The 21,870-nt window shown below is 33.7% G+C and carries 17 protein-coding genes and 1 riboswitch; of the genes, 14 read left to right on the top strand and 3 right to left on the bottom strand.

The annotated features are described in order from the left end of the window. The first annotated feature begins 280 nt into the window (after window positions 1-280). From C6368_RS07675 to C6368_RS07665, 3 genes are all read left to right on the top strand, one after another. A complete protein-coding gene (locus C6368_RS07675) occupies window positions 281-1,114 on the top strand; it encodes an HvfB family MNIO-type RiPP peptide maturase (protein ID WP_107038606.1) in 834 nt (277 codons plus the stop codon). Next, window positions 1,107-1,856 carry an HvfC/BufC N-terminal domain-containing protein gene (locus C6368_RS07670; protein WP_159038501.1) on the top strand — a complete coding sequence of 250 codons (750 nt, stop codon included), beginning with the start codon at window positions 1,107-1,109 and terminating at the stop codon, window positions 1,854-1,856. The genes C6368_RS07675 and C6368_RS07670 overlap by 8 nt, the downstream gene beginning before the upstream one ends. A gap of 422 nt (window positions 1,857-2,278) precedes the next feature. Continuing rightward, entirely contained in the window at window positions 2,279-2,689 is a 411-nt protein-coding gene (locus C6368_RS07665; protein ID WP_107038604.1) for a hypothetical protein, read from the top strand. A gap of 731 nt (window positions 2,690-3,420) precedes the next feature. Here the strand turns inward: C6368_RS07665 and C6368_RS07660 are convergent. Continuing rightward, complete coding sequence (locus C6368_RS07660) at window positions 3,421-5,130, bottom strand: DUF255 domain-containing protein (RefSeq protein WP_107038603.1); 1,710 nt, start codon at window positions 5,128-5,130, stop codon at window positions 3,421-3,423. A 267-nt stretch (window positions 5,131-5,397) separates the two neighbouring features. Then, window positions 5,398-7,131, bottom strand: a complete 1,734-nt coding sequence (locus C6368_RS07655) for a T9SS type A sorting domain-containing protein (RefSeq protein ID WP_159038500.1) — start codon at window positions 7,129-7,131, stop codon at window positions 5,398-5,400. A 94-nt stretch (window positions 7,132-7,225) separates the two neighbouring features. Next, window positions 7,226-7,407, bottom strand: a riboswitch (cobalamin riboswitch). A 202-nt stretch (window positions 7,408-7,609) separates the two neighbouring features. On the opposite strand from C6368_RS07655, the gene C6368_RS07650 reads away from it, so the two are divergent. The 5 genes from C6368_RS07650 to C6368_RS07630 all read left to right on the top strand — a co-directional run bounded on the left by C6368_RS07650 (window position 7,610) and on the right by C6368_RS07630 (window position 12,872). Next, window positions 7,610-8,503 (top strand): SUMF1/EgtB/PvdO family nonheme iron enzyme, encoded by an 894-nt coding sequence (locus tag C6368_RS07650; protein ID WP_107038601.1) that lies wholly within the window; start codon window positions 7,610-7,612, stop codon window positions 8,501-8,503. Between the two features lie 65 nt (window positions 8,504-8,568). Continuing rightward, window positions 8,569-9,075, top strand: a complete 507-nt coding sequence (locus C6368_RS07645; RefSeq protein WP_159038499.1) for a hypothetical protein — start codon at window positions 8,569-8,571, stop codon at window positions 9,073-9,075. 7 nt (window positions 9,076-9,082) lie between these two features. Beyond that, a complete protein-coding gene (locus tag C6368_RS07640; protein ID WP_159038498.1) occupies window positions 9,083-9,901 on the top strand; it encodes a glycerophosphodiester phosphodiesterase in 819 nt (272 codons plus the stop codon). Window positions 9,902-10,059: 158 nt separating this feature from the next. Further along, entirely contained in the window at window positions 10,060-12,321 is a 2,262-nt protein-coding gene (locus C6368_RS07635) for an FUSC family protein (protein ID WP_107038598.1), read from the top strand. Beyond that, on the top strand, window positions 12,318-12,872 hold the full coding sequence (locus C6368_RS07630; RefSeq protein WP_107038597.1) for a hypothetical protein: 555 nt from the start codon (window positions 12,318-12,320) through the stop codon (window positions 12,870-12,872). Before C6368_RS07635 ends, C6368_RS07630 begins: the two co-directional genes overlap by 4 nt. A 567-nt stretch (window positions 12,873-13,439) precedes the next feature. Here C6368_RS07630 and C6368_RS07625 read toward each other — a convergent pair. Next, entirely contained in the window at window positions 13,440-14,126 is a 687-nt protein-coding gene (locus C6368_RS07625; protein WP_107038596.1) for a hypothetical protein, read from the bottom strand. A gap of 177 nt (window positions 14,127-14,303) precedes the next feature. Here C6368_RS07625 and C6368_RS07620 point away from each other — a divergent pair, with 177 nt between their 5' ends. The 6 genes from C6368_RS07620 to purL all read left to right on the top strand — a co-directional run bounded on the left by C6368_RS07620 (window position 14,304) and on the right by purL (window position 21,788). Then, on the top strand, window positions 14,304-14,492 hold the full coding sequence (locus C6368_RS07620) for a hypothetical protein (protein ID WP_107038595.1): 189 nt from the start codon (window positions 14,304-14,306) through the stop codon (window positions 14,490-14,492). 12 nt (window positions 14,493-14,504) lie between these two features. Beyond that, on the top strand, window positions 14,505-15,074 hold the full coding sequence (locus tag C6368_RS07615; RefSeq protein WP_234369106.1) for a glycosyl-4,4'-diaponeurosporenoate acyltransferase CrtO family protein: 570 nt from the start codon (window positions 14,505-14,507) through the stop codon (window positions 15,072-15,074). Window positions 15,075-15,082: 8 nt separating this feature from the next. Further along, the gene (locus C6368_RS07610; RefSeq protein ID WP_107038594.1) at window positions 15,083-15,649 is read left to right on the top strand and encodes a hypothetical protein; all 567 of its coding nucleotides are present in this window, start codon (window positions 15,083-15,085) and stop codon (window positions 15,647-15,649) included. A gap of 217 nt (window positions 15,650-15,866) precedes the next feature. Further along, window positions 15,867-16,220 (top strand): hypothetical protein, encoded by a 354-nt coding sequence (locus C6368_RS07605; RefSeq protein WP_234369105.1) that lies wholly within the window; start codon window positions 15,867-15,869, stop codon window positions 16,218-16,220. 10 nt (window positions 16,221-16,230) lie between these two features. Beyond that, the gene (locus C6368_RS07600) at window positions 16,231-17,892 is read left to right on the top strand and encodes a serine hydrolase domain-containing protein (RefSeq protein WP_107038593.1); all 1,662 of its coding nucleotides are present in this window, start codon (window positions 16,231-16,233) and stop codon (window positions 17,890-17,892) included. A 209-nt stretch (window positions 17,893-18,101) separates the two neighbouring features. After that, complete coding sequence (purL, locus tag C6368_RS07595; RefSeq protein WP_107038592.1) at window positions 18,102-21,788, top strand: phosphoribosylformylglycinamidine synthase; 3,687 nt, start codon at window positions 18,102-18,104, stop codon at window positions 21,786-21,788. Window positions 21,789-21,870: the final 82 nt, after the last annotated feature.

Genomic DNA, 21,870 nt, shown 5'->3' with positions numbered 1-21,870 from the left:
AGTGAATCAATTGGGTTCAGGAATGAAATCAGAACAAACCTTACATCGGAATTAGTTACTAGCACCATCAATGGAGCAGTAAATTTTGAAGCGAAATGCGGTGAAAAAGGAAAGAGTAACGAGCAAAAATGTGGTGAAAAGAAATGATATAACATTCTATATTTTCAAAAAAGAGACTGTTATGAGCAGTCTCTTTTTTTCAACACAATTTAAAGTATAAAGTTCACCAGCAATTCAAATATCCCGACACTTTGGGAATACAATTTCAAATTGAGATCACATGAAAAACGTAGGACTAGGATTTAGAAAAGATATATCACAAGAAACTTTAGATTTAAGCGGAGCCGAGAAACCTGCTTTCGTTGAAATCGCTCCAGAAAACTGGATTGGTTTAGGCGGATATTGGGGGAAAGTACTTCGAGAAGTTTCTGAAAAATATCCAATTACAACCCACGGATTATCACTTTCTATTGGAAGTCCAGATCCATTAAATTGGGATTTTATCAAGAAGATTAAAAATTTTATCAAAACCCACGACATCAAAATATACTCTGAGCATTTGAGCTATAGTCAAAGTGATAACGCACATTTATATGATCTTTTACCAATTCCATTTCGTGAAGATGCAGTAAAACATATTGTAAAACGAATAAAAGAAGTTCAAGACTTTTTAGAAATTCCTATCGCATTAGAAAATGTTTCTTATTACACTTCTGTCGCGGCAGAAATGGATGAAGCGACTTTTATCAAATCTATCGTTGAAGAATCTGGTTGTAATTTATTACTCGATATCAACAATGTTTATGTCAATGCTTTTAATCAAAATTACGACGCAAAGAAATTCATCACGGATTTGCCATTGGATTCTGTAGCCTATATTCACATGGCTGGACATGAAAAGGTGGAGGAAGATTTAATTATTGATACACATGGAAAAGCAATTATCGATGATGTTTTCGAATTGTATGAATGGACATTGCCGAAAATAAAACCTGTTCCTATTTTATTAGAACGAGATTTTAACTTTCCAGAAATGCAGGAAATCAAAGATGAAATGACGAAATTAGATGAGATTTCTATTCTTCAATGGACTAAAAACTTACAAAATGCTTAATGAAGAAACTAAAAATATTCAGGAACGTGTTGCAGCTTTTTGCTTAGGCGAAGAACTTCGTGATGTTCCAGCAGTTAAACCAAAGAGATTAGAGAATTATAAGCGATTGATTTACTCCATAATGACGGAAGCTTTGGAAAATTCTTATCCGATTACCAGAGAACAGCTGAGTGAATACGATTGGGAATTGATGTTGGTGGAATTCATTGCAGAACATAAATGTAAAAATCCACAACTTTTTCTCATGCCTGGAGAATTTATTGATTTCGCAATTCATAAAAATTATGCTGAGCAATTCAATCTCCCCTTTCTCATTGATTTATTAAAATTTGAATGGGTAGAAGTTGCAATTCACTCCGCAGAAGATGTTGATTTCTTAGATTATAAAGTTCAAGAAGATCTTTTCAATGCCCCACTTTTCTTTTTACCTTACACTGAAATTCTACATTTGAATTATCCAGTTCACGCGTTAAAGGAAGGAGATATTCTGAATAAAGTTGGAGATTACTTTTACTTAATTTATCGTCAGCCCAACGGAACGGTTCAATATATTCAACTAACCGCTTTGACATGTCAGATTGTAAATAACCTTATGGAATCGAATTTTACATTTACAGATTTAATGAATGAAATGTTAAAAGCAGAGAGTGAAGAAATTCAAAAAACTGTTTTTGATCAAGCCAAAGGTTTCATTGCAAAATTATTTGATTTGGGGATTATTTTGGGAGTTCGTGGTATTTAATAATCAACTCTATTCTTGGTGAAAAGATGAGAACTAAAGCATATCATTCTTTAAGCAACAATAAAATTTTAATTAAAGCTTCGATTATAGTTTAACTATGATCGAAGCTTTTTCTTTTTAATGCTTGTAAAACACTTTACGCCTAGTTGGATATAAGATCAGATAATCCTTTCGATAATACTAAGTACTACAACGTCTTTTGGTGAAATTCAAGATTACCATCTAAATAAGGCCAAAGGAATTCTATGTTTATTTCAAAATTTGACAACCCCATCAAACTGCTATTTATTAGGTAGTAACAATCAATAAATCCTCACAAAAAGCACAATTCTACTGAGATTCTAGATTTATTTTCAAATTCTGAAATCCAAAACATAATCTACAGCGTATGTATTTCAGATATAAACTCAAAACAAAATATTATGAACTCAAGTAAAAATTTAAAAACGTTAGGATTAGTTACAGGGACATTAATTGCAACATCTTTCTCTTTTGGAAGCAACGCAGCTGAATTATTTGAAGTGAATCAATTGGGTTCAGGAAATGAAATCAGAACAAACCTTACAACAGAATTAGTGAATAATACCATCAATGGAGCAATCAATTTTGAAGCAAAATGCGGAGAAAAAGGGAAATCCAAAGAAGCAAAATGTGGTGAGAAAGGAAAAGCCAAAGAACAGAAATGCGGTGAAAAAGGTAAGGCTTCTGAAGCGAAGTGTGGTGAAAAAGGAAAAGCCGGAGAACAGAAATGTGGAGAGAAAGGAAAAGCTGGTGAAGCTAAATGCGGTGAAAAAGGAAAAAGTAGTGAACAAAAATGTGGTGAGAAAAAATAATCTAACTTTCCAAGATTATTTTTAAAGGAGGCTGAATTAACAGTCTCCTTTTTTTTGTGAAAATTTATAGAGTTGTTCGAGTTGACTGGTTTAAGATATAGTTTGAAATAAGGATTGCAAGTCGTCCTACATGCTTACAAACCCCTTCACCACCAATTGATTGACTTGTACTTTCAGAGCGAAGAACTAGTCTCATTTTTCAGTAAGTCACTTACATTCTACTGAATAGTTAGGCTTTCAGTCTAAAAGATATCAATTCTCAAACTCATTATAGTGTTACCAGATTAGATCGTAAATTACTAGTTTCAATATTGTATTATTCCAATAATTTAAACAAAGAACAGTTTCCATTCCATTTATTTAAAGTTAAATTTCCTCAAAATAAAAAGGGGTTTCAGTTGTTAAAACCTAAGATTTTCTTAACCATCGGAACAACCATTAATTTCTTTTTTAAATTACTACGACATGGCTTCTTAACCAATTTAAATTCTATCAGAAAATACAAGCGATCTAAAAGTCCATTTTACTTTAATACACCTTCACAAAAAAATATGATCAAATCCAAATTACTTCTTTAAACTATCTTAGTTAACACATTATTGGATAAAATCTGATGTTTTATGTCGAATCACAAAATGTCTCAAACAACAAAAGAGAGCAGACTAATCTACTCTCTTTCTCGATTTAGAGGAACATGTTTTTTTATTATGTGCGGAAAGACTGTAATTGTCCTACTTAAAAAACGCTACCACTTCACCATTATCATATATTGGATTTGAACAGTAATTCGCTGTACAAACAAACAATACATTGATGTCAAAACTCCCAAATAACTCTTGTTTTTCCTTCGGCAAATTTCCTTTCGAATACGTTGCGAACAAACTAAAGAATGGAGCATACGCTTTTGCATGATTAGCCAAATTTGAACCATCCATATTTTGAAGGAAATTGAATTCAAATGGCGCTTCATTTAATTCTTTGGCCAACATCAATAAAGCAGGTTGAGAGTAATATTCTTCCGCAACTTTTGGATGAACAAGATAGTCGTAAATATTTTGAGCTAAATCAGCATACTTTTTCTCTTTCGTAAAATGAGAATACCAATTATAGATTCGAGCCAACTGAATATTCTCTTCTATTAAAGGTTGAGCTGGCAATCCATTGTCACCAACGAAACTCTTTGCGCTTCCATTTTTAGTGATATATAATTTTTCAATTGCACCCAATAACTGACCTAAATTTTGCTTCATTTCTGCATTTTCATCATTCACCTTTAAATTTTCCGTCATCAATAATGCCATTCCAATTTGATCTTTTAAACTCCAAACGGCACGTTTACTTGAGGCGTGATAATACAAATTATTCGATGCTTTTCGTTTTAATAAAGCAGTTGTAATTCCTTGAGAAACGCTAGAATACTCTGAATTCTCAGCAGTATAACTTAGTTTTAATAGTGAAAAGGCCAATTGCGCATTGTTTTCTGTGTAGGTATTGCTATCAATTTTCGGAACTCCTAACTTCATTCTTTCTTTATCCGACAATTTGAAATATTCTTCTGCATGTTCACCTTGAACTAAATCGGCATCTTGCGCATTAGAAAACAGACCATTATCTTGTTTCAGAAAACGATTTATATAACTCATTATTCCATCTATATTTTGTTGAGTTGAGGCTTGATTTTCATGATAAAGTTGATAGTAATTAAAGATTCTCAAATATCTTGTTTGAATACTCAGCAGTTTTTCAAAATGTAAATGTTTCCAATCATCATGCGTAGAATATTGGTAAACTCCGCCCCAAGCTGGATCGCATAATTGCTTTGCTCCATTGACACTTGTGGTAATCCAATCCTTAACTTTCGGATCTACTGAATTGAATAAGGCATATTCATAAGTATCGTTTTCAATGTATTTTTGATCTTGATCAAATCCACCATCTTTATAATCCAAAGCATTTTCAAAAGCATTTTGTAAATCATTTAATACAGTGCTGTCCGAAGAATTTGAAGTAATAATATTTGTCAAAACTGCTGTTTCATATTCTGGAGAAGGGTCTGCAACAATCGCTTTTAACAAACGCAAAAAAGGTTGGGGAGCAATATATCCGGCACGTTTTACAACATCTTCTCCGTCTCCATTAATAAAAATCGTGGCTGGCCATCCATATTCTTTATAACGAGCCGATAATTCTGGATTAGCATCTTGATCTGCTTTCACTGGAATAAAATGTTTCAAAATATAAGCTTGAACTTCAGAATTCGCATAAGTTGAATCGTCCATAACGTGACACCAATGGCACCAATTCGCTTTGAGATTAAGCATCACAATTTTGTTTTCAGCTTTGGCTTGCGTCAAAACATCTGCGGACAATTCTCTCCAATCAATCTTTTGAGACAGCGCTGTGAAGGAGAAAAAAAGGAATAAGAGTGTTATATATTTCATGATTTATTGTTTGAAATACATACGATATACATGAGATTATGGATTTATTAGAACATTCTTTTGTTTAATCTAAGTAAATGCTTTTTTCAGAAAAAAAAGGGGTTAATAATAAATTGTTCAATTACAATTAAGGAAAAGGACTGATTCTATAAATACAGAATCAGTCCTTTTAATTTTTAGATATAGGAACAAGATTTCTTCTTCATCTCTGTGAAAAATCTCGGAAAACTTTTAGTGAATTTTTATATGCCAAAGCCTTTCCTCCTTTTATCTAAGAACGACCTTCTTAGTCAAGATACCCAAAGCACCACTCAATTGTAAGTAATAAACTCCAATAGGTAAATCTCCCACGTGAATCATTTTTTCATTATTGAATTTCAACACAGTTTGACCTTGCGTATTCATTAAAATCCCTTCAAAGTTCACCTCATCTGTTGCAATATTTAAAACATCGGTTGTTGGATTTGGATAGATACTTATTTTACTCACGGCGTAATCATTTAAACCTACATTAGAACAAGTTACTTCCACTGTTTGTGTTTGTATTGTCTCATTTCCTGCTGCATCAGCATAAACCCAATTAATTGTGTATGTTCCAGCTGTGGAATATGTCAATGGATCAACTGTTGTTGCTGTAATTGCTCCTTCACAATTATCTGTTGCCATTGGAATACTCGAGATTGAACTATCACATGAAATATCAATTACAGCTAAATTCATAACATCAGGCGTTGGCGCTGTTACATCTTCGATCACTACATCTTGCGTTTGCGTTTCAGTTCCATTCGCATTGGTGTAAGTCCAAGTTACAGTAAACATTCCTTGAGTTGAATAGGTAATTGGATCTGTGGTCGTCGCAACAACGGTTCCTCCATCAGCAGTTGGAGCCGTTAAAGTTGCTTCACATTCTTCGTTGATCATAGGTAAAGTTGCTACATCTGGAATTGGAATCGTTCCTCCAGCAGGAAAAGTTTCCAATCTCAATCTATTCGCAATTGCAACTCCTGTCGCCGAACCTGAATCAATTAAAGCAAAAGTTGCTCCATCCACCACTTCAAAAAGAGAAGGAATCATAAATCCATCAGCTGAAGTAATTGCAAAATCTCCTGTATTTTGATCCACATCAAACGATCGTCCGTATCCAAATGACCAAGCATTTCCAGACATTGTACTTGTATAAGAAGATGTTAATGGCAGTGTTGAAGGTGTTGCAGAATTATAAATAAATAATGACTGAGAAGACAAATTCCAGAAATACAATTTAGAATCGTAAATACGCAATAAAGCAGATGAGCTCACACCTGTAAGAATTTCTGTTCCTAGGGAATTACTGTTTAAGATATCAATTGAAATCAAAGATCCTGTTCCATTCATTGCCCAAAGCATATCTGTTAGTTCATCATAAACCAACCCATTAATTGACCCAATTCCAGGATTTATCACACCTGAAACGGCTTGAGTTAAAGTATCCACCATGACGACCTTCGATCCCATTGCTGCATAAACGATTCCATTTGCATGAACCATATTCAATGAATAGGATGAAATATCGTTATTTGCATCAGTGACTGGTGTAATTGTATTATTAGCGATATCTACAAATTGAATTGTTGCAGGATTTCCAGTACTTACATATCCTTTTGTTTCGCTCACCAACGAAATAGTTTGTGGTGCATCTGAAGTTGTGAAAGTATGCACCTCCGTTAAAGATGGATAATCAACAATTACAATTCTTCCTGAAAATGCTGGCTTTTCAACAATCATGGCTACATCTCCGAAAACCTGAAAATCTTGCAGGATATCAAAACCTGTTGAATTGTTTGCTGCTTGGTAAACTCCAGATGAAATTGTAGTTGTTCCTGTTGAATTGGAAACATTAAAAACGTCCCCATTTGTTGTACCAAAATTACCTTCTGCTACGATTTCGAGGTTGTACGTTGTTTGTGCGTAACTAAAGGTCGCAAAAAGTGCGAATAATAAAAAGGTAAATTGTGTTCTCATTTTAATAATGGTTAAAAAATTAATAAAATGGAAAAACGATAGATTGCACAGACATCTGGCCAGACTGTCTCTCATTCTACTTTTTCTCCGAAAGCGAATTATTTACATTCTGGCAGGTCTCCTGACTTAGCTCATTAATCAACCTTCCCAATCGTCAAGGGACAATCAGTGGTATTTTTGATTAAATACGAACTTTTACAGTTGCGGGAACAGTTTCTGATTTTCACAGAATTCCCTTTTCATTCACAAAGTGAAACCGAAATGTGGCGCAAAAGTAATGATATATCCGGAAGTTTATACACCCAATTCTACATTTCATCGCTTCTTTATATTCCTTAATAAACAGGTTTAACAATTAAAATGAGTTTGATATAGATATTGGAAAAATTGCCGGCTATTTCCCCCTAAGATTTAACTACAAACTGTAACCTTTTCTTACTTTTGAGTTATAACTGCATATCAAACACTAAATAAATTTATGAAGTACTTATTCATTTTAATTCCTCTTGTATTATTTTCTTGTGGTTCTTATAAATCAGTTTCTCTGGATTTTGATGAAGAATTAAACCCACCTCCTGGAACAACAAAAATTTCTGAAAATTTATTTTTTGATGCGACCGAAATAAATAATTTTCATTGGTTGGAATACACGAGCTGGCTAAAGAAAGTTTATGGAGAACAATCCGAAGAATATAAAAATGCGCTTCCTAATCAAAAAGTATGGTCGACACTCAATGAAAATTACAGTGATTTTGATAATTCTTATTTTACTCACCCTTCCTACCGTGCTCATCCTATAGTTGGGATTTCTTACGAGCAAGCTATCGCTTATTCAAAGTGGAGGTCTGATCGTGTAATGGAATATATACTTATCCAAGAAGGTGTAATTGCCATTAACTCCTCAAAGAACAAGGATTCTATTTTCACAATTGAGAAGTATTTTAAAGGTCAATACTTGAATCACCAACCGAGTCAACAGGTTAAAATTTATCCAGAATATCGCCTGCCGTCCCCTGAAAACTTCAGAAAACTCAGTGTTTTTGCTGACTCGATTAATGAAATAAATGGAAAATCATGCAAAGGAGACAATTCGTCTGAATCCATTAGGTTGAATTGTATTGAAGATAAAACAAAAGCACTTCCTTTCGGGAAGCAACCCACATTGGCAACTTCAATAAAATGCAACAAGACCGTTATTCACCACCTTCAAGGAAATGTTAGAGAAATGACCGACATTCAGGGAAATTTTTATGGCTTAAGTTTTATTGATTCTTGTGAAGAAGATTCTGATAAAGTCGTGAGTGATGACAATTTAATAAACGCTTACACTGGATTTAGAAATGTTTGTGTTTATAAAAAATGGAGAGAATAACTTAAAGAAATAAAAAGCATTTCTTGTTGTCAGTAGAATAGCTATCTTTATTGGAAAATGCTTAATTGAAAACAATAGTTCTAATACTTTCATTCTTTGCACTGTCGTTTGGAGCTTTGTCACAAACGCCTAGTTTTCCCGTTCACCCAAATATCATCTATTTTGAAGCTGGAGGAACATGTGGATACGGTTCTTTAAATTTCGAAAGGTTACTTCCATTTAAAAATAATTTTCAAGTTTCTGGTAGAATTGGAATAACCACAATAAAAATCCAGGACTACAATCAAAAATTAAATCCAGATGTATTGATTCCTTTTGGGTTAAAAGCTTTTTATGGTGTAGAACACAAAATTCAACTAGGTATTGGACAAGTATTCGCAAATACTGTGAGGTCTGATTCAGACACTCAAAAAATGGTTAGACAGACGAATTTCCACACTTATTTCTCAATAGGATACCGCTATCAAAAAGAAGGGGCTCGATTTTTATTTGGTATTAATTACACCCCATTTATAGAGTTTCAAGAAACATTTCGTCATTGGGGCGGCTTAACAATTGGATATTCATTTTAAAAGAATAATGAAAAACATTCTCCTGGTTATTGGAATTATATTGCTATCAGCATCTTGCAGAAAGAATGACTTTGAAATCAAAAATTTAAATGGAGATAAAATATCTGCATTCGGACATGGAGGAATGGGAATCGGTAGTATTTATCCCATGAATTCTCGAGAATCTATTCTTAATTGTTTAAATCTTGGTGCTGATGGAACAGAAATAGATGTTCAAATGACAAAAGATGGAGTTTTGGTCGCTTTTCATGATGAATATTTAGACAGTAGAACAAATTCAACGGGCAAGCTTTATACTAAAACCTGGTCTGAAATTCAAGGAACAAAATATTCTAGCCCTAATTTTGCAGGTTATCAAGTAACAAGACTAGATGAACTATTTGAACACATTCCAAATCGAAATCAATACACCTATATTCTAGACATCAAACTTTTCAATCCTGATATGGATTCGGTTTTTAATAAAAATTTTAATGAGCAATTATTAGACATTATTGATAAATATGATTTAATTGACCATACTTTTGTTGAATCTAAAAACGAACTCTATATTCAATCTCTAAGAGAGTTAAATCCAAATGTCAAACAATTTATTTTCACAGATTTTGATTATGCTTTAAGTTTAGCAAAACAATACAACTTAATGGGAGTTACAATCTCTTATGATGAGTTGACCTCGGAACGAGTGGATTTACTGCATCAAGAAGGTCTTTTGGTTTCTACTTTCAACACACATTCAAAAAAAAGAAATATCAAAGCAATTGAATTTAATGTAGATTTTATTCAAACAGATCGAATTAAGCATTTGGTGAAGATTTTGAAGTGAATCAATACTTCTCCTTTCATTTTATTTCAATAGAGATTTTAAAAATATCTAATTTTAGATAATCCATCAACGGCTATCCAATTATTTATATTTCATTGGTAAAAATCTTTGTAGTTTTACTTTAGGGAATCCTTACATTTGTACCTTAGGAAATAAGAATGACAAAAAGTAAACGCACACAATTTGAGTTATTTGTAAAAAGCTCTCACTTCTTTCGAGGAGTCATCATTACTTTTTCATTAATCATTCCATTATTAGCCTTCAATGCACTTGGTTACATGAGTTTAGCGCCATCATTTGTTTTTGGAGCATTCTTAAATTCTCCTAGTGATGTTCCGGGAAGCTTGCGGAGAAAAGTAAATGGAACACTTGTTAGTATTGTTTTAACAGTGCTCATCACCGTGTTATTTTTATTCGTTGATCATAATTTTTTATTAACGCTTTTCCTCATTGCCATTGTCACATTTATAATTTCACTCTTCTCAGCCTATGGCTTTAGAGCTTCTTTAGCTGGTTTTTCAGGAATCTTGGCGATGGTTTTAGCTTTGGTAGTTGAAAAAAATACCGCATTTGAAATCTGGACACATGGATTCTATATATTTTTAGGTGGATTATGGTATCTTTTTGCATCCGTTACTTTCCATAAATTAAGTCCAAAAAAAGATGATGACCAACTTTTGTCGGAAACCTTAAAACTGACTGGTAACTATTTAAAGATACGCGCCAAATTATTAACCTCAGATTCAGAGCGTGAAACTTTGGTTAAACAAACGTATGCCTTACAAGCTCAAATCAATGAAAAGCACGAAACTTTAAGAGAGCTACTTTTAACGAATAGAAAACGCTCTGGACGATCTCATTTTGATGAAAAGAGATTACTGATTTTTATTTCTTTGGTCGATATTTATGAATTGGTAATTGCCAACAGTTGGGATTACGAGAAATTTGACAATTTATTCAGTGATGATAAAAAACATATAGAGAAATTTAGTCAGCTCAATTTATCTTTGAGTCAGCAATTGATTCACCTTTCGCAAATAATGATTACGAAAGATGATATTCCTGACAATAAAAAAATTGATCAATGCTTGCAGGAAGCAAATAACACAATAGCCGATTATATTTCTATACATAAACTTCCTCAAGCGAGAGAAGGTGCTCTAATGATGCGTAATCTTTATGACTTTCAGAAAAAAATATTACAAGAAGTTGAAGCCATTCGATATGCATTGGCCAATATTAATGAAAGATCAAAAGTCACCACTAAAAGGAGTGAAACAAGTCAATTCTTAACCTTACAAGAATACAAACCTAGAATTCTACTCCAACATTTCACCACTGACTCCGTGATTCTTAGACATGGTTTGCGTTTAACCATCGCCATGGCTTTTGCCTACATTATTGGTAGTATTTTTGAAATTCAAAATGCGTATTGGATAATGCTTACAGTTTTGGTGATTCTCCGACCAAACTATGGTTTAACCAAAGAACGTGCAAAAGACAGAATCATTGGTACAGTTATCGGTGGGGCAATTGCATTTGGAATAGTAATTCTTACTCAAAATGAGATTGTTTATGGAGTTCTCGCTGTAATATCTTTAATTTTGGCTTTCGCATTAATGCAACAAAATTACCGATGGGCAGCGGCGCTCATCACACTAAACGTTGTTTTCATTTATTCATTTATTACCCCAAATGCATTTTCTGTTATTCAGTATCGCATCATTGATACGATCATAGGTGGTGTAATTTCATTCCTTGCTATCTACACCCTATTTCCTAGTTGGGAAGCCTTGAATTTGAAAAATGTTTTGTTAAAAGCGGTAAACAAAAATAATTCATATTTAAAAGCCACCCAAGAACTTTACATTGACAAAGCGATCAATCAGCTTTCCTACAAATTAGCACGGAAAGAAGCCTTTCTGGCTTTAAGTGAATTGAGTGCCGCCTTACAACGAATTACACAAGACCCAAAATCGAAGCAAATTGAATTCAGGTTGATTTATAATATTGTGACATTGAATCAAACTATTTTATCAGGGATTGCATCATTAGGAGGTTTTATTCAAAGTCACAAAACGACTCCGATTTCAGAGGAAACCAATGCTTTATTCGCTAAAATCACCAATACATTATCCCGTACAGCGATTTTATTGGATGAGGAGCATGAATTCAAGGTTCAACCTCATGGAAATATTAGAGAAGCCAAGGAGAAACTTTTAGAAAGTTATCAAGTTTTATCTGAAGAGCGAGATGCAGACATTAAAGAAGGTAATTTGGAAATTAAAAAAGCGGACTTACATGAACTTCAAGAAGCGCACCTGGTAAGTAATCAACTCATTTGGTTAGTCTCCTTGTCTTCCAATTTAAGAAAATCGATCACAAAATATGAAGATCACTTTGGACAAACGAAGGAATGAAGAAACCAATCTCATACTCAAAATTAGCTAAATACACCGCATTATTCACCTTTATAATTGCAAGCGTAATCTGTTTAACCTTTGTATTAACAGGGAATTTAAAGTATGGTTTTATAGGTTATTTCTTTTTCTTGGCTGCTCTGGTGTTCAATTTTATCTTACTTGTTTTTTTGTTGTTCAAGGTAAAGAATGTGGAAAATTCAAAAGCTATCTACCGAGGAATGAAATTGATGTTATTGAATATCCCCATTGCATTTATCTATTTTGGAATCGGCCTATATTTCATTGGAATTATTCGAATCACTTTGGAAAATAACACAGGAAAAGATATAAAACAACTTGTGTTTTCAGGCTGTGAAGAAAAGAAAATTGATTTCATTAAGAACGGGAGCTCTAAAACTATTTGGATTGACATTCCCTCTGATTGTTCTATTCATTTATTCTATAAAAATGAATCTGGAGAGGAACATTCAGAATCCATTATGGGATATGTTACCTCTGGAATGGGTCAGAAAATCACCCACGAAATTGGAACAGAAAACAAATGGTAATCCATTTAACAATCGAAGTTAAAATTAAACTCAATCTCTTTTCTTGTATATTTTCCAAAATACAAAACCCAAACCGATTACAATGTGAAGCATCACAATGATAAAAATAATGTAAGGTAATTTCATTCTTAAAAGTTTAATTAGAGTACTAAAATAGTGGTTATCCTATTTTTTTTGAGCATTCTTCCGATAAGTTGAGTATTCATGTCGTTGCATAGCAGAAGCGGTATACTTTTCTATTTACTCTTATAAATTTTCCAAATCACTAATCCAATCAGACCAAAAAAATGGAGCGTTACCAATATAAAGAATATATATTCTGATTTCATTTAAAAGTAGTTATGCTTTCTACATACTAATTTATCACTTTTAAATTATAAACGGTTTAGAAATATATAATTTTTGAGCATCCGAAAGATAATTTATTGTGAAGTACATTTGCTCAGCGTTCGAAAAGTGAGACGTTTTCTTAGAAAAACAACACCAATTAATTATTAATTAAATTTGAAAGAATAAAAAAAGCCACTCATCATAATGACAAGTGGCTTTCAACTGTAACAAACATTATTATTTATTCACCGGAGTTTTTTCAAGACGTTCAGCAGGAACTTGCTTCACTTTTTTCATTTCTTTTTGTTTACCGTTTTTTCCTTTTTTATGCTTCTCATGACGATCCTTTTTCATTTCTTTCATTTTCGCCATTTGTTCATCCGTTAGAATTTCAGCCATTTTAGCTTTTTGATCTGCACGAAGTTGTTTCATAACCGCTTTCTTCGCAGCCTCATCCATATTAGCATCTTCTTTTAGCTTTTTATGCGCTGCTTTCTTTTCTTGATGTAAGGCTTCTACTTGAACTTTTTGTTGATCTGTTAAATCCAATTTTTCAGCGAAATCACCTTTACCTTTATGGGCACCTTCTTTTTTCATTTCCTTCAATTTCAACTCTTGTTCATCAGTTAAAATTTCCGCCATTTTTGCTTTTTGCTCTTTACGGAATTCTTTTATTGCGGTTTTCTTAGCAGCTTCGTCCAATGAAGCATCATCTTTCAACTTTTTATGAAGTTCCTTCTTTTCTTTATGCAAAGCAATGAACTCCATTTTTTGTTGATCCGTTAATTCCAGTTCCTCAGAGAATTTATCCATACGCTTCTCCATACGCTCTTCTTTTGTTAATCTTTCTTTGTCATCTTGTGCAAAAACTGCAGTTCCAACTAATACTCCTAATCCTACGATTGCTAATTTTAATGTGTTCATGATATTTAGTTTTAATGATTCAATTGGATTAATTCAATTAAGATGCCAGAAAAGCCAATTATTGAATTTTGAATCGCTAAAATATCACAATAAACTCCTAACTCCACTTCAAAAATTGTACTCAACTTTAATTACCAAATAATCAAAATAATAGTACTTTAGTAAATAAACACAACTATGAAAAAATTAAAAACAATAGATTTCATTGCCATACTATTTTTGACTTTCGGAATAACTTACCTAGATTTTGATAATCTTACTTTTGAAGACAACATAAAAGCCTACATCCAAATTATTATTGGAGCAATAATGATGATTTACATCTTATATAAAAGAGGGCAAGCCAGTAAAGCTGAAAATGAATAAAACAACACCTCTTTGAAAATTCTAAAAAAAATCATCTTTCCTATATTGTCCTTATTTCTAATATTTAGAACGAAGGAGTTGATTGAACTTTTAATTTCAACTCAGCCTAAAGAACACCTGTTTGGATTTCAATTATTTTATTCGTTTTTAATCACACTTTTCATCACTGGAATATTCGCTTTCATTGGTTTTGCTTATCCCACAAATAAACTTCTACCCTATAGATATTACAATATTAAAAATCCCGTGACCTTAAAGAAAGTAAGTAGAACTCTTGGAGTCAAATACTTTCAAATCCTTCTTATGCTCGCTTTTTGGGGAAGCAAGAAAAACAGAAAAAAGTACTTCGATGGAACAAAATCAGGCTTAAAAAACTTCATTTACCAAACAAAACAATCAGAATTTGGACATTTTGGAGCTTTTATTGGAATTATCACAATTTCAATAATTCTAATTTTTCATGGTTATTATAACATAGTTATTGCCATGACAATAATAAATATCATTGGAAATTTGTATCCGATTTTATTGCAGAGGTTGCATAGAGAAAGGATTTCGAAGGTGATAAAGGACTCAATTTAGAAATAAGAATGTCAAAAATTAAAGTAAATACATTTTATGAAAGGTTTGGTAAATTGACTGCCATATCAACATTTTCCATTGCAACAATAATTTGCCTCAGCTTTATTTATAAAGGAGATTTAACCTTTGGTTTTTATGGCTTCATGTTTCTCTTAATTGCTTTCCTAATAAATATTCTGATTCTAGTTTCACTATTAATTATAGCATCGAATGCAGAAAATTCCAAGCAGATATATTGGAGTGTTAAACTAATGCTCGCCAACATTCCAATTGCAATTCTTTATTTCGGAATTGGTTTTTATTTCGTTGGAATAGTACGCATAAAAATTGAAAATAATACAGGAAGTGATATTTCAAACATCAGTATTTCTGGATGTGAACAGAAATTTTTTAAACTATTAGAAAATGGTGACAGTGAAATTACTTGGATTAATATTCCAAATGATTGCTCAATCCATTTATCATATACCAACGCATATGGAGAATTGGTTAACGAAACCATAATGGGGTACGTAAGCTCTGGAATGGGACAAAAATTTACTTATCGCATTGGAGAAGGAGAAAAGACAAGGTAAATTGAATTATCTTAATTTTAAAAAATTTAAAATCAAAAAAATGGGATTCGGTGCTAATCTATTCTTAATATTTATATTCCTTCCCTTATCAGGTCTTCTCCTACTTATCTGGCTTTTTTCTAAAAATATTGTCTTTGGTAAAATTCTTGGATTAATGTGGCTTGGAGCAATTTGCCTTTTTATAATTGCCGTGATCAATCACAAATTGACATCAACTATGATATTAGAAAAAGAAGATTACTACGGCGAGTATATCGTAAATCGGCTACATTACCCAGGCCATCAAGCAGACTGGCAGTATGAAACTTATAGATTCGAAATCAAGCAAAACGACTCAATTTATTTTTATGTCACAAATCAAGAGAAAATTGTAAAAACTTATCGCGGAACCATTACGACTACAAAAAACTATATTTCCGAACGTTTAATATTAAATATGGAACAACCCACCCATCATATTTTGGCAGAAAATCCAACTATTTACAGAAGTCCTTGGAGTTTTTATTTAGTTTTCTACTCCTCTCATTTCAATAACGTTTTCTTCAAAAAAGGAAGATGGAAACCACTTTAAATCTAAAACAATGAACTTTAAAAAATCTCTATTTCTCTTTTCTATACTATTTTCGTTTGCTGTTTATGCTCAAAACATGGCGGACTATACCGATAATTGGGAAGGAAGCTTAGAAAATTCTAAGACTTTCTCCCTAAAAGTAGAAATTTCAAGTATTGAATTAGATAAAGCAATTTTTAAAATTTCGAATGAAAACGATATTTTCGAAACTCAAATTAAAGCTAATAATAGTAAAGAAATACAGGTTCCCATCGGGGAAAACTCATCTTTTACAGGAATACTTTCCGACGATGGAAAAGAAATCAATGGGTTTATTAAATCTGGTTTGCTCTTGTATCATTTGAAATTGTCGAAATCGGATCCTCTTACTTATTCCGGAAATTGGAACATTTTGATGGTCGATGAATTAAAATCACAACACTTTTACCTAAGTTTAGAAAACGGAGATAGCGAAGAATATCAGGCCTACCCTATTCTAGCAGATAATCGATTCACTGGAACATGGTGTGCCAATTTTCAAAAAGAAAACGACGAAATTCATTTCTCAGATTTTAAAACTGGATTACAATTCAAAGGAAAATTACTTTCAAATGAAATCAATCTAGAAATACTTTTAGAAGGATATTTACTCACCGAAATTCAACTCAAAAAATCTACTTCACCTTGGAGAATTGGTCAAATGAATGTAAAACCAGTGGATTATGATGACAGCTTTTCAAATTTAGAAAAGCATATCCACAGCGATTCACTACCCAACACACATTCTGTTTTGATTTCAAAAAATGGAAAAATAATCTACGAGAATTATTTTCACGGTTACAATGAAAATCTGCCACATGATATGAAATCAGCTTCCAAAAGTATTTCCTCGGCCTTTGTTGGATTGGCAAAAGACCATGAATTATTTGACAATGTAAATCAATCAATTTTTGAATTTCTTCCAGAAGAATACCAAAAACACAACGAAGGTTTGAAGTCGAAAATTGATATAAAGAGTCTATTAACGATGAGTTCGGGACTAGATGCTATTGATTATGGAATCAATTCGAATTCTAAATCTTCAGCTACAGAAGACAATTATCAGATGTCGCAAGATTGGACAGCATCCGTATTGGAAGCCCCAATGATTCACCCTCCAAACAAAAAAGCCAATTATGGTTCTGCAAATCCGTATTTACTAGGTTTGGCCATGGATTCCTTGGTCGATATTCCACTTGAATTATTTGTTGACCAAAATTTATTTCAACCACTTGGAATTTCAAATTACATCATTCAAACCGATTTAAAAGGCAAGCCATATTTCGGTGGTGGAATGTATCTCACACCAAAAGACATGCTGAAATTTGGAGAAATGTATCTAAACTCGGGGAAAGTGAATGAAAAACAAGTGCTGCCAAAAGAATGGATAGAAGAATCATTCAAAAATTACCGACCCTTAGAAAACACCGAAGATAAAAATGGATATGGGTATTTTTGGTGGCACCACATTTATGAAGTCAACGGCAAAACCATCAAATCTATCGAAGCCAGAGGTGCCGGTGGTCAATATATTTTTATTGTTCCTGAACTGAATATAGTCTCAGTTATCACATCGGGAAACTTCCGAAATGGAAAAACGCAGCAACCTGAATCGATTTTCGAAAAATATATTTTACCTGTAATTGTTGATTAATTAGACTTCGACGCCTTCGATGCTTTTCTGTGTGCCTTCGACGGGCTCAGTCAACGGAAAAGTGAAACCTTACTAACTAGAGTAATCCGTTGACTGAGCCTGTCGAGGGTAACACATCATTAAAGCAAACATTCACCCCATTTTTTAACCCCAATCTCATTTTAAAAGCTTAAATTTGCACCCATAAAAATAACATTCAAACCATATATATGATTCACTTCTTTGGAAACGTAAACGGTAAAGTATTTGCTGTTCAAACAACAAAAGAATTATCAACGGAAACCACTGCTAAATTAGTGTGGTTATTTGGCGACCAGTCAAAAATAGAACAAGCATCTTTAGGTGCTTTTTTTGTTGGTCCTCGTGCAGCGATGATAACCCCTTGGAGTACAAATGCAGTTGAAATCACCCAAAACATGGGTATTTCTGACATCATTCGAATTGAGGAATTTCAAGCAGTTGAAAAAGACACAACGGATTTTGATCCGATGATTTCTGAAAAATACGATGGACTTCACCAAGATTCATTTAATGTTGAGATTCAACCAGAAGCAATTCTTGATATTGAAGACATCGCTACTTATAACCTAAAAGAAGGTTTAGCTTTGAATGATGAGGAAGTGGAATATTTGGAAAATATGGCCAAGAAAATCGGACGTCCTTTAACGGATTCTGAAGTTTTTGGTTTTTCTCAAGTGAACTCAGAACATTGTCGTCACAAGATTTTCAATGGAACGTTTGTTATTGATGGAGAAGAAAAAGAAAAGTCTTTATTTAGCATGATTAGAGACACTTCGAAAGAAAATCCAAATGGAATCGTTTCTGCTTATAAGGACAACGTTGCTTTCGTAAAAGGACCAAAGGTTGAACAATTTGCTCCAAAACGTGCTGATATTCCAGAATATTACGACTTAAAAAATTACGATTCAGTTATTTCATTGAAAGCTGAAACACATAACTTCCCAACAACTGTTGAGCCTTTTAACGGAGCTGCAACTGGTGCAGGTGGAGAAATTAGAGATAGATTAGCTGGTGGAAAAGGTTCATTACCTCTTGCAGGAACAGCGGTTTACATGACTTCATATTCTCGTTTAGAGGAAGAACGTCCTTGGGAACAAGCTTTCGAAGAAAGAAAATGGTTGTACCAAACACCAATGGATATTTTAATCAAAGCGTCGAATGGTGCTTCTGATTTCGGAAATAAATTCGGTCAGCCTTTAATTACAGGTTCAATTTTAACTTTCGAACACCACGACAAAGACAATAAACACGCCGATGCCGATTTGAGAAAATTAGGTTTCGACAAAGTGATTATGCAAGCTGGTGGAATTGGTTATGGAAAAGCGGATCAAGCATTAAAAGACACACCACAAGGTGGTGACAAAATCGTTATTCTAGGTGGTGAAAATTACCGTATTGGAATGGGTGGAGCTGCTGTTTCAAGTGCAGACACTGGAGCTTTCTCTTCTGGAATCGAATTAAATGCTGTGCAACGTTCTAATCCTGAAATGCAAAAACGTGCCGCAAACGCTGTCCGTGGGATGGTTGAAGGTGACGAAAATTTCATCGTTTCTATTCACGATCATGGTGCTGGTGGTCACTTAAATTGCCTTAGTGAATTGGTTGAAGATACTGGAGGATTAATCGATTTAGATAAACTTCCTGTTGGAGACCCTACCCTATCGGCAAAAGAAATTATCGGAAATGAATCTCAAGAACGTATGGGACTTGTGATTGCCGAAAAACATGTTGAAACGCTTCAGAAAATTGCAGATCGTGAGCGTTCTCCAATGTACACTGTCGGTGATGTAACTAACAACAATCGTTTCACTTTCGAGTCGAAAACCAACGGTGAAAAACCAATGGATTTAGCCTTGACAGATATGTTCGGTAGTTCACCAAAAACTATCATGACTGACAGCACTGTTTCACGTGTTTATTCTGATTTAAACTATAAAAAAGAAGATTTTTACAAATATTTAAACCAATTATTACAATTAGAAGCTGTTGCATCTAAAGATTGGTTAACGAATAAAGTTGACCGTTGTGTTGGTGGAAAAGTAGCCAAACAACAATGCGCTGGACCTCTTCAATTGCCTTTAAACAATGTTGGGGTAATGGCTTTGGATTACAAAGGAAAAGAGGGTGTTGCAACATCAATTGGACACGCTCCGATCGCAGCATTGATCAATCCAGCAGCAGGAAGTAGAAATGCAATAACTGAATCTTTAACCAACCTTATGTGGGCGCCGTTAGAAGAAGGTTTGAAAAGCGTTTCTTTATCTGCAAACTGGATGTGGCCTTGTAAAAACCCAGGAGAAGATGCTCGTTTATACAAAGCTGTACAAGCGGTTTCAGAATTCTCTATCGGTTTAGGAATCAATGTTCCAACAGGAAAAGATTCTTTATCGATGAAACAAAAATATCCAAATGAAGAGGTAATTTCTCCGGGAACGGTGATTATTTCCGCGGCTGGACATTGTAACTCAATTAGCAAAGTAATTGAGCCAGTTTTCAAAAAAGAAGCTGGACCAGTTTATTATATCAACATTTCTCAGGATGATTTCAAATTGGGTGGAAGTTCTTTCTCTCAAGTTATGGGTCAATTGGGGAACGAAGCTCCAGATGTTAAAGACGCTGGCTATGTTAAAACGGTTTTCAATACGATTCAAGATTTAATTCAAGACGAACAAATCGTTGCAGGTCACGATGTGGCTTCAGGTGGATTAATCACTACTTTATTAGAAATGTGTTTTGCTGACAACAACGTTGGAGCAGAATTCGACTTGACATCTTTGAATGAGGCAGATTCATTTAAAATATTATTCGCTGAGAATTCAGGAATTGTATTTCAAGCGAAAGATGCAAGCGCAGCAACTGTTTTAGAAGCGAACAATATCACATTCCATGAAATTGGAAAAGTGGTAGAAAACGACTTCGTAAGCATTATCAACGGAACGGATGCCTTCACAATGACAGTTTCTGAATTGCGTGATACTTGGTTTAAGACATCTTATTTATTAGACCAAAAACAAACAGCAAACGGATTGGCGAAAGCACGTTACGAAAACTATAAAAATCAAGCATTAGAATACACTTTCCCTCAAGGATTCACAGGTAAACTTCCAATTATGGAAAATGTGAAATTACGTCCAAAAGCGGCAATCATCCGTGAAAAAGGAAGTAACAGTGAGCGTGAAATGGCAAATGCAATGTATTTAGCTGGATTTGATGTGAAAGACATTCACATGACCGACTTAATTGAAGGACGTGAAACTTTAGAAGACATTCAGTTTATTGGTGCAGTTGGTGGATTCTCAAACTCAGATGTTTTAGGTTCTGCGAAAGGATGGGCTGGAGCATTTATGTACAACGAAAAAGCAAATACAGCATTGAAAAACTTCTTCAACAGAGAAGACACACTTTCAGTTGGAATTTGTAACGGTTGTCAGTTATGGATGGAACTAGATTTAGTAAATCCAGACCACGAAGTTCACGGAAAAATGATTCACAACGATTCTCAGAAACACGAAAGTGGATTTACATCTGTGAAAGTTCAAAAGAACAATTCAGTGATGTTATCTTCATTAGAAGGAACAACATTAGGAGTTTGGATTTCGCATGGTGAAGGTAAATTTAGCTTACCATACGCAGAAGACAAATACAACATCGTAGCAAAATATGCTTACGAACAATATCCAGCAAATCCGAACGGTTCTGATTTCAACACGGCAATGATGTGTGACGCTTCAGGAAGACACTTGGTAACAATGCCTCACATCGAGCGTTCGACTTTCCAATGGAACTGGGCGAATTATCCTGATGGTCGCAAAGACGAAGTTACTCCTTGGTTGGAAGCTTTTGTTAATGCCAGAGAGTGGATTGAAACGAAGTAAAAGGATAATTTATTAACCCCAAGAAAACTAATCAATTTGAAGTATTCTTATCAAATACTTCAAAGACAAGGCTTGGGATTCC

It is taken from the genome of Brumimicrobium mesophilum, from assembly GCF_003025005.1.
GTDB classification, from domain to species: Bacteria; Bacteroidota; Bacteroidia; order Flavobacteriales_D; family Crocinitomicaceae; genus Brumimicrobium; species Brumimicrobium mesophilum.
Note: the sequence above shows the minus strand (reverse complement) of the source record. Positions and strands in the feature narration are given on the sequence as shown.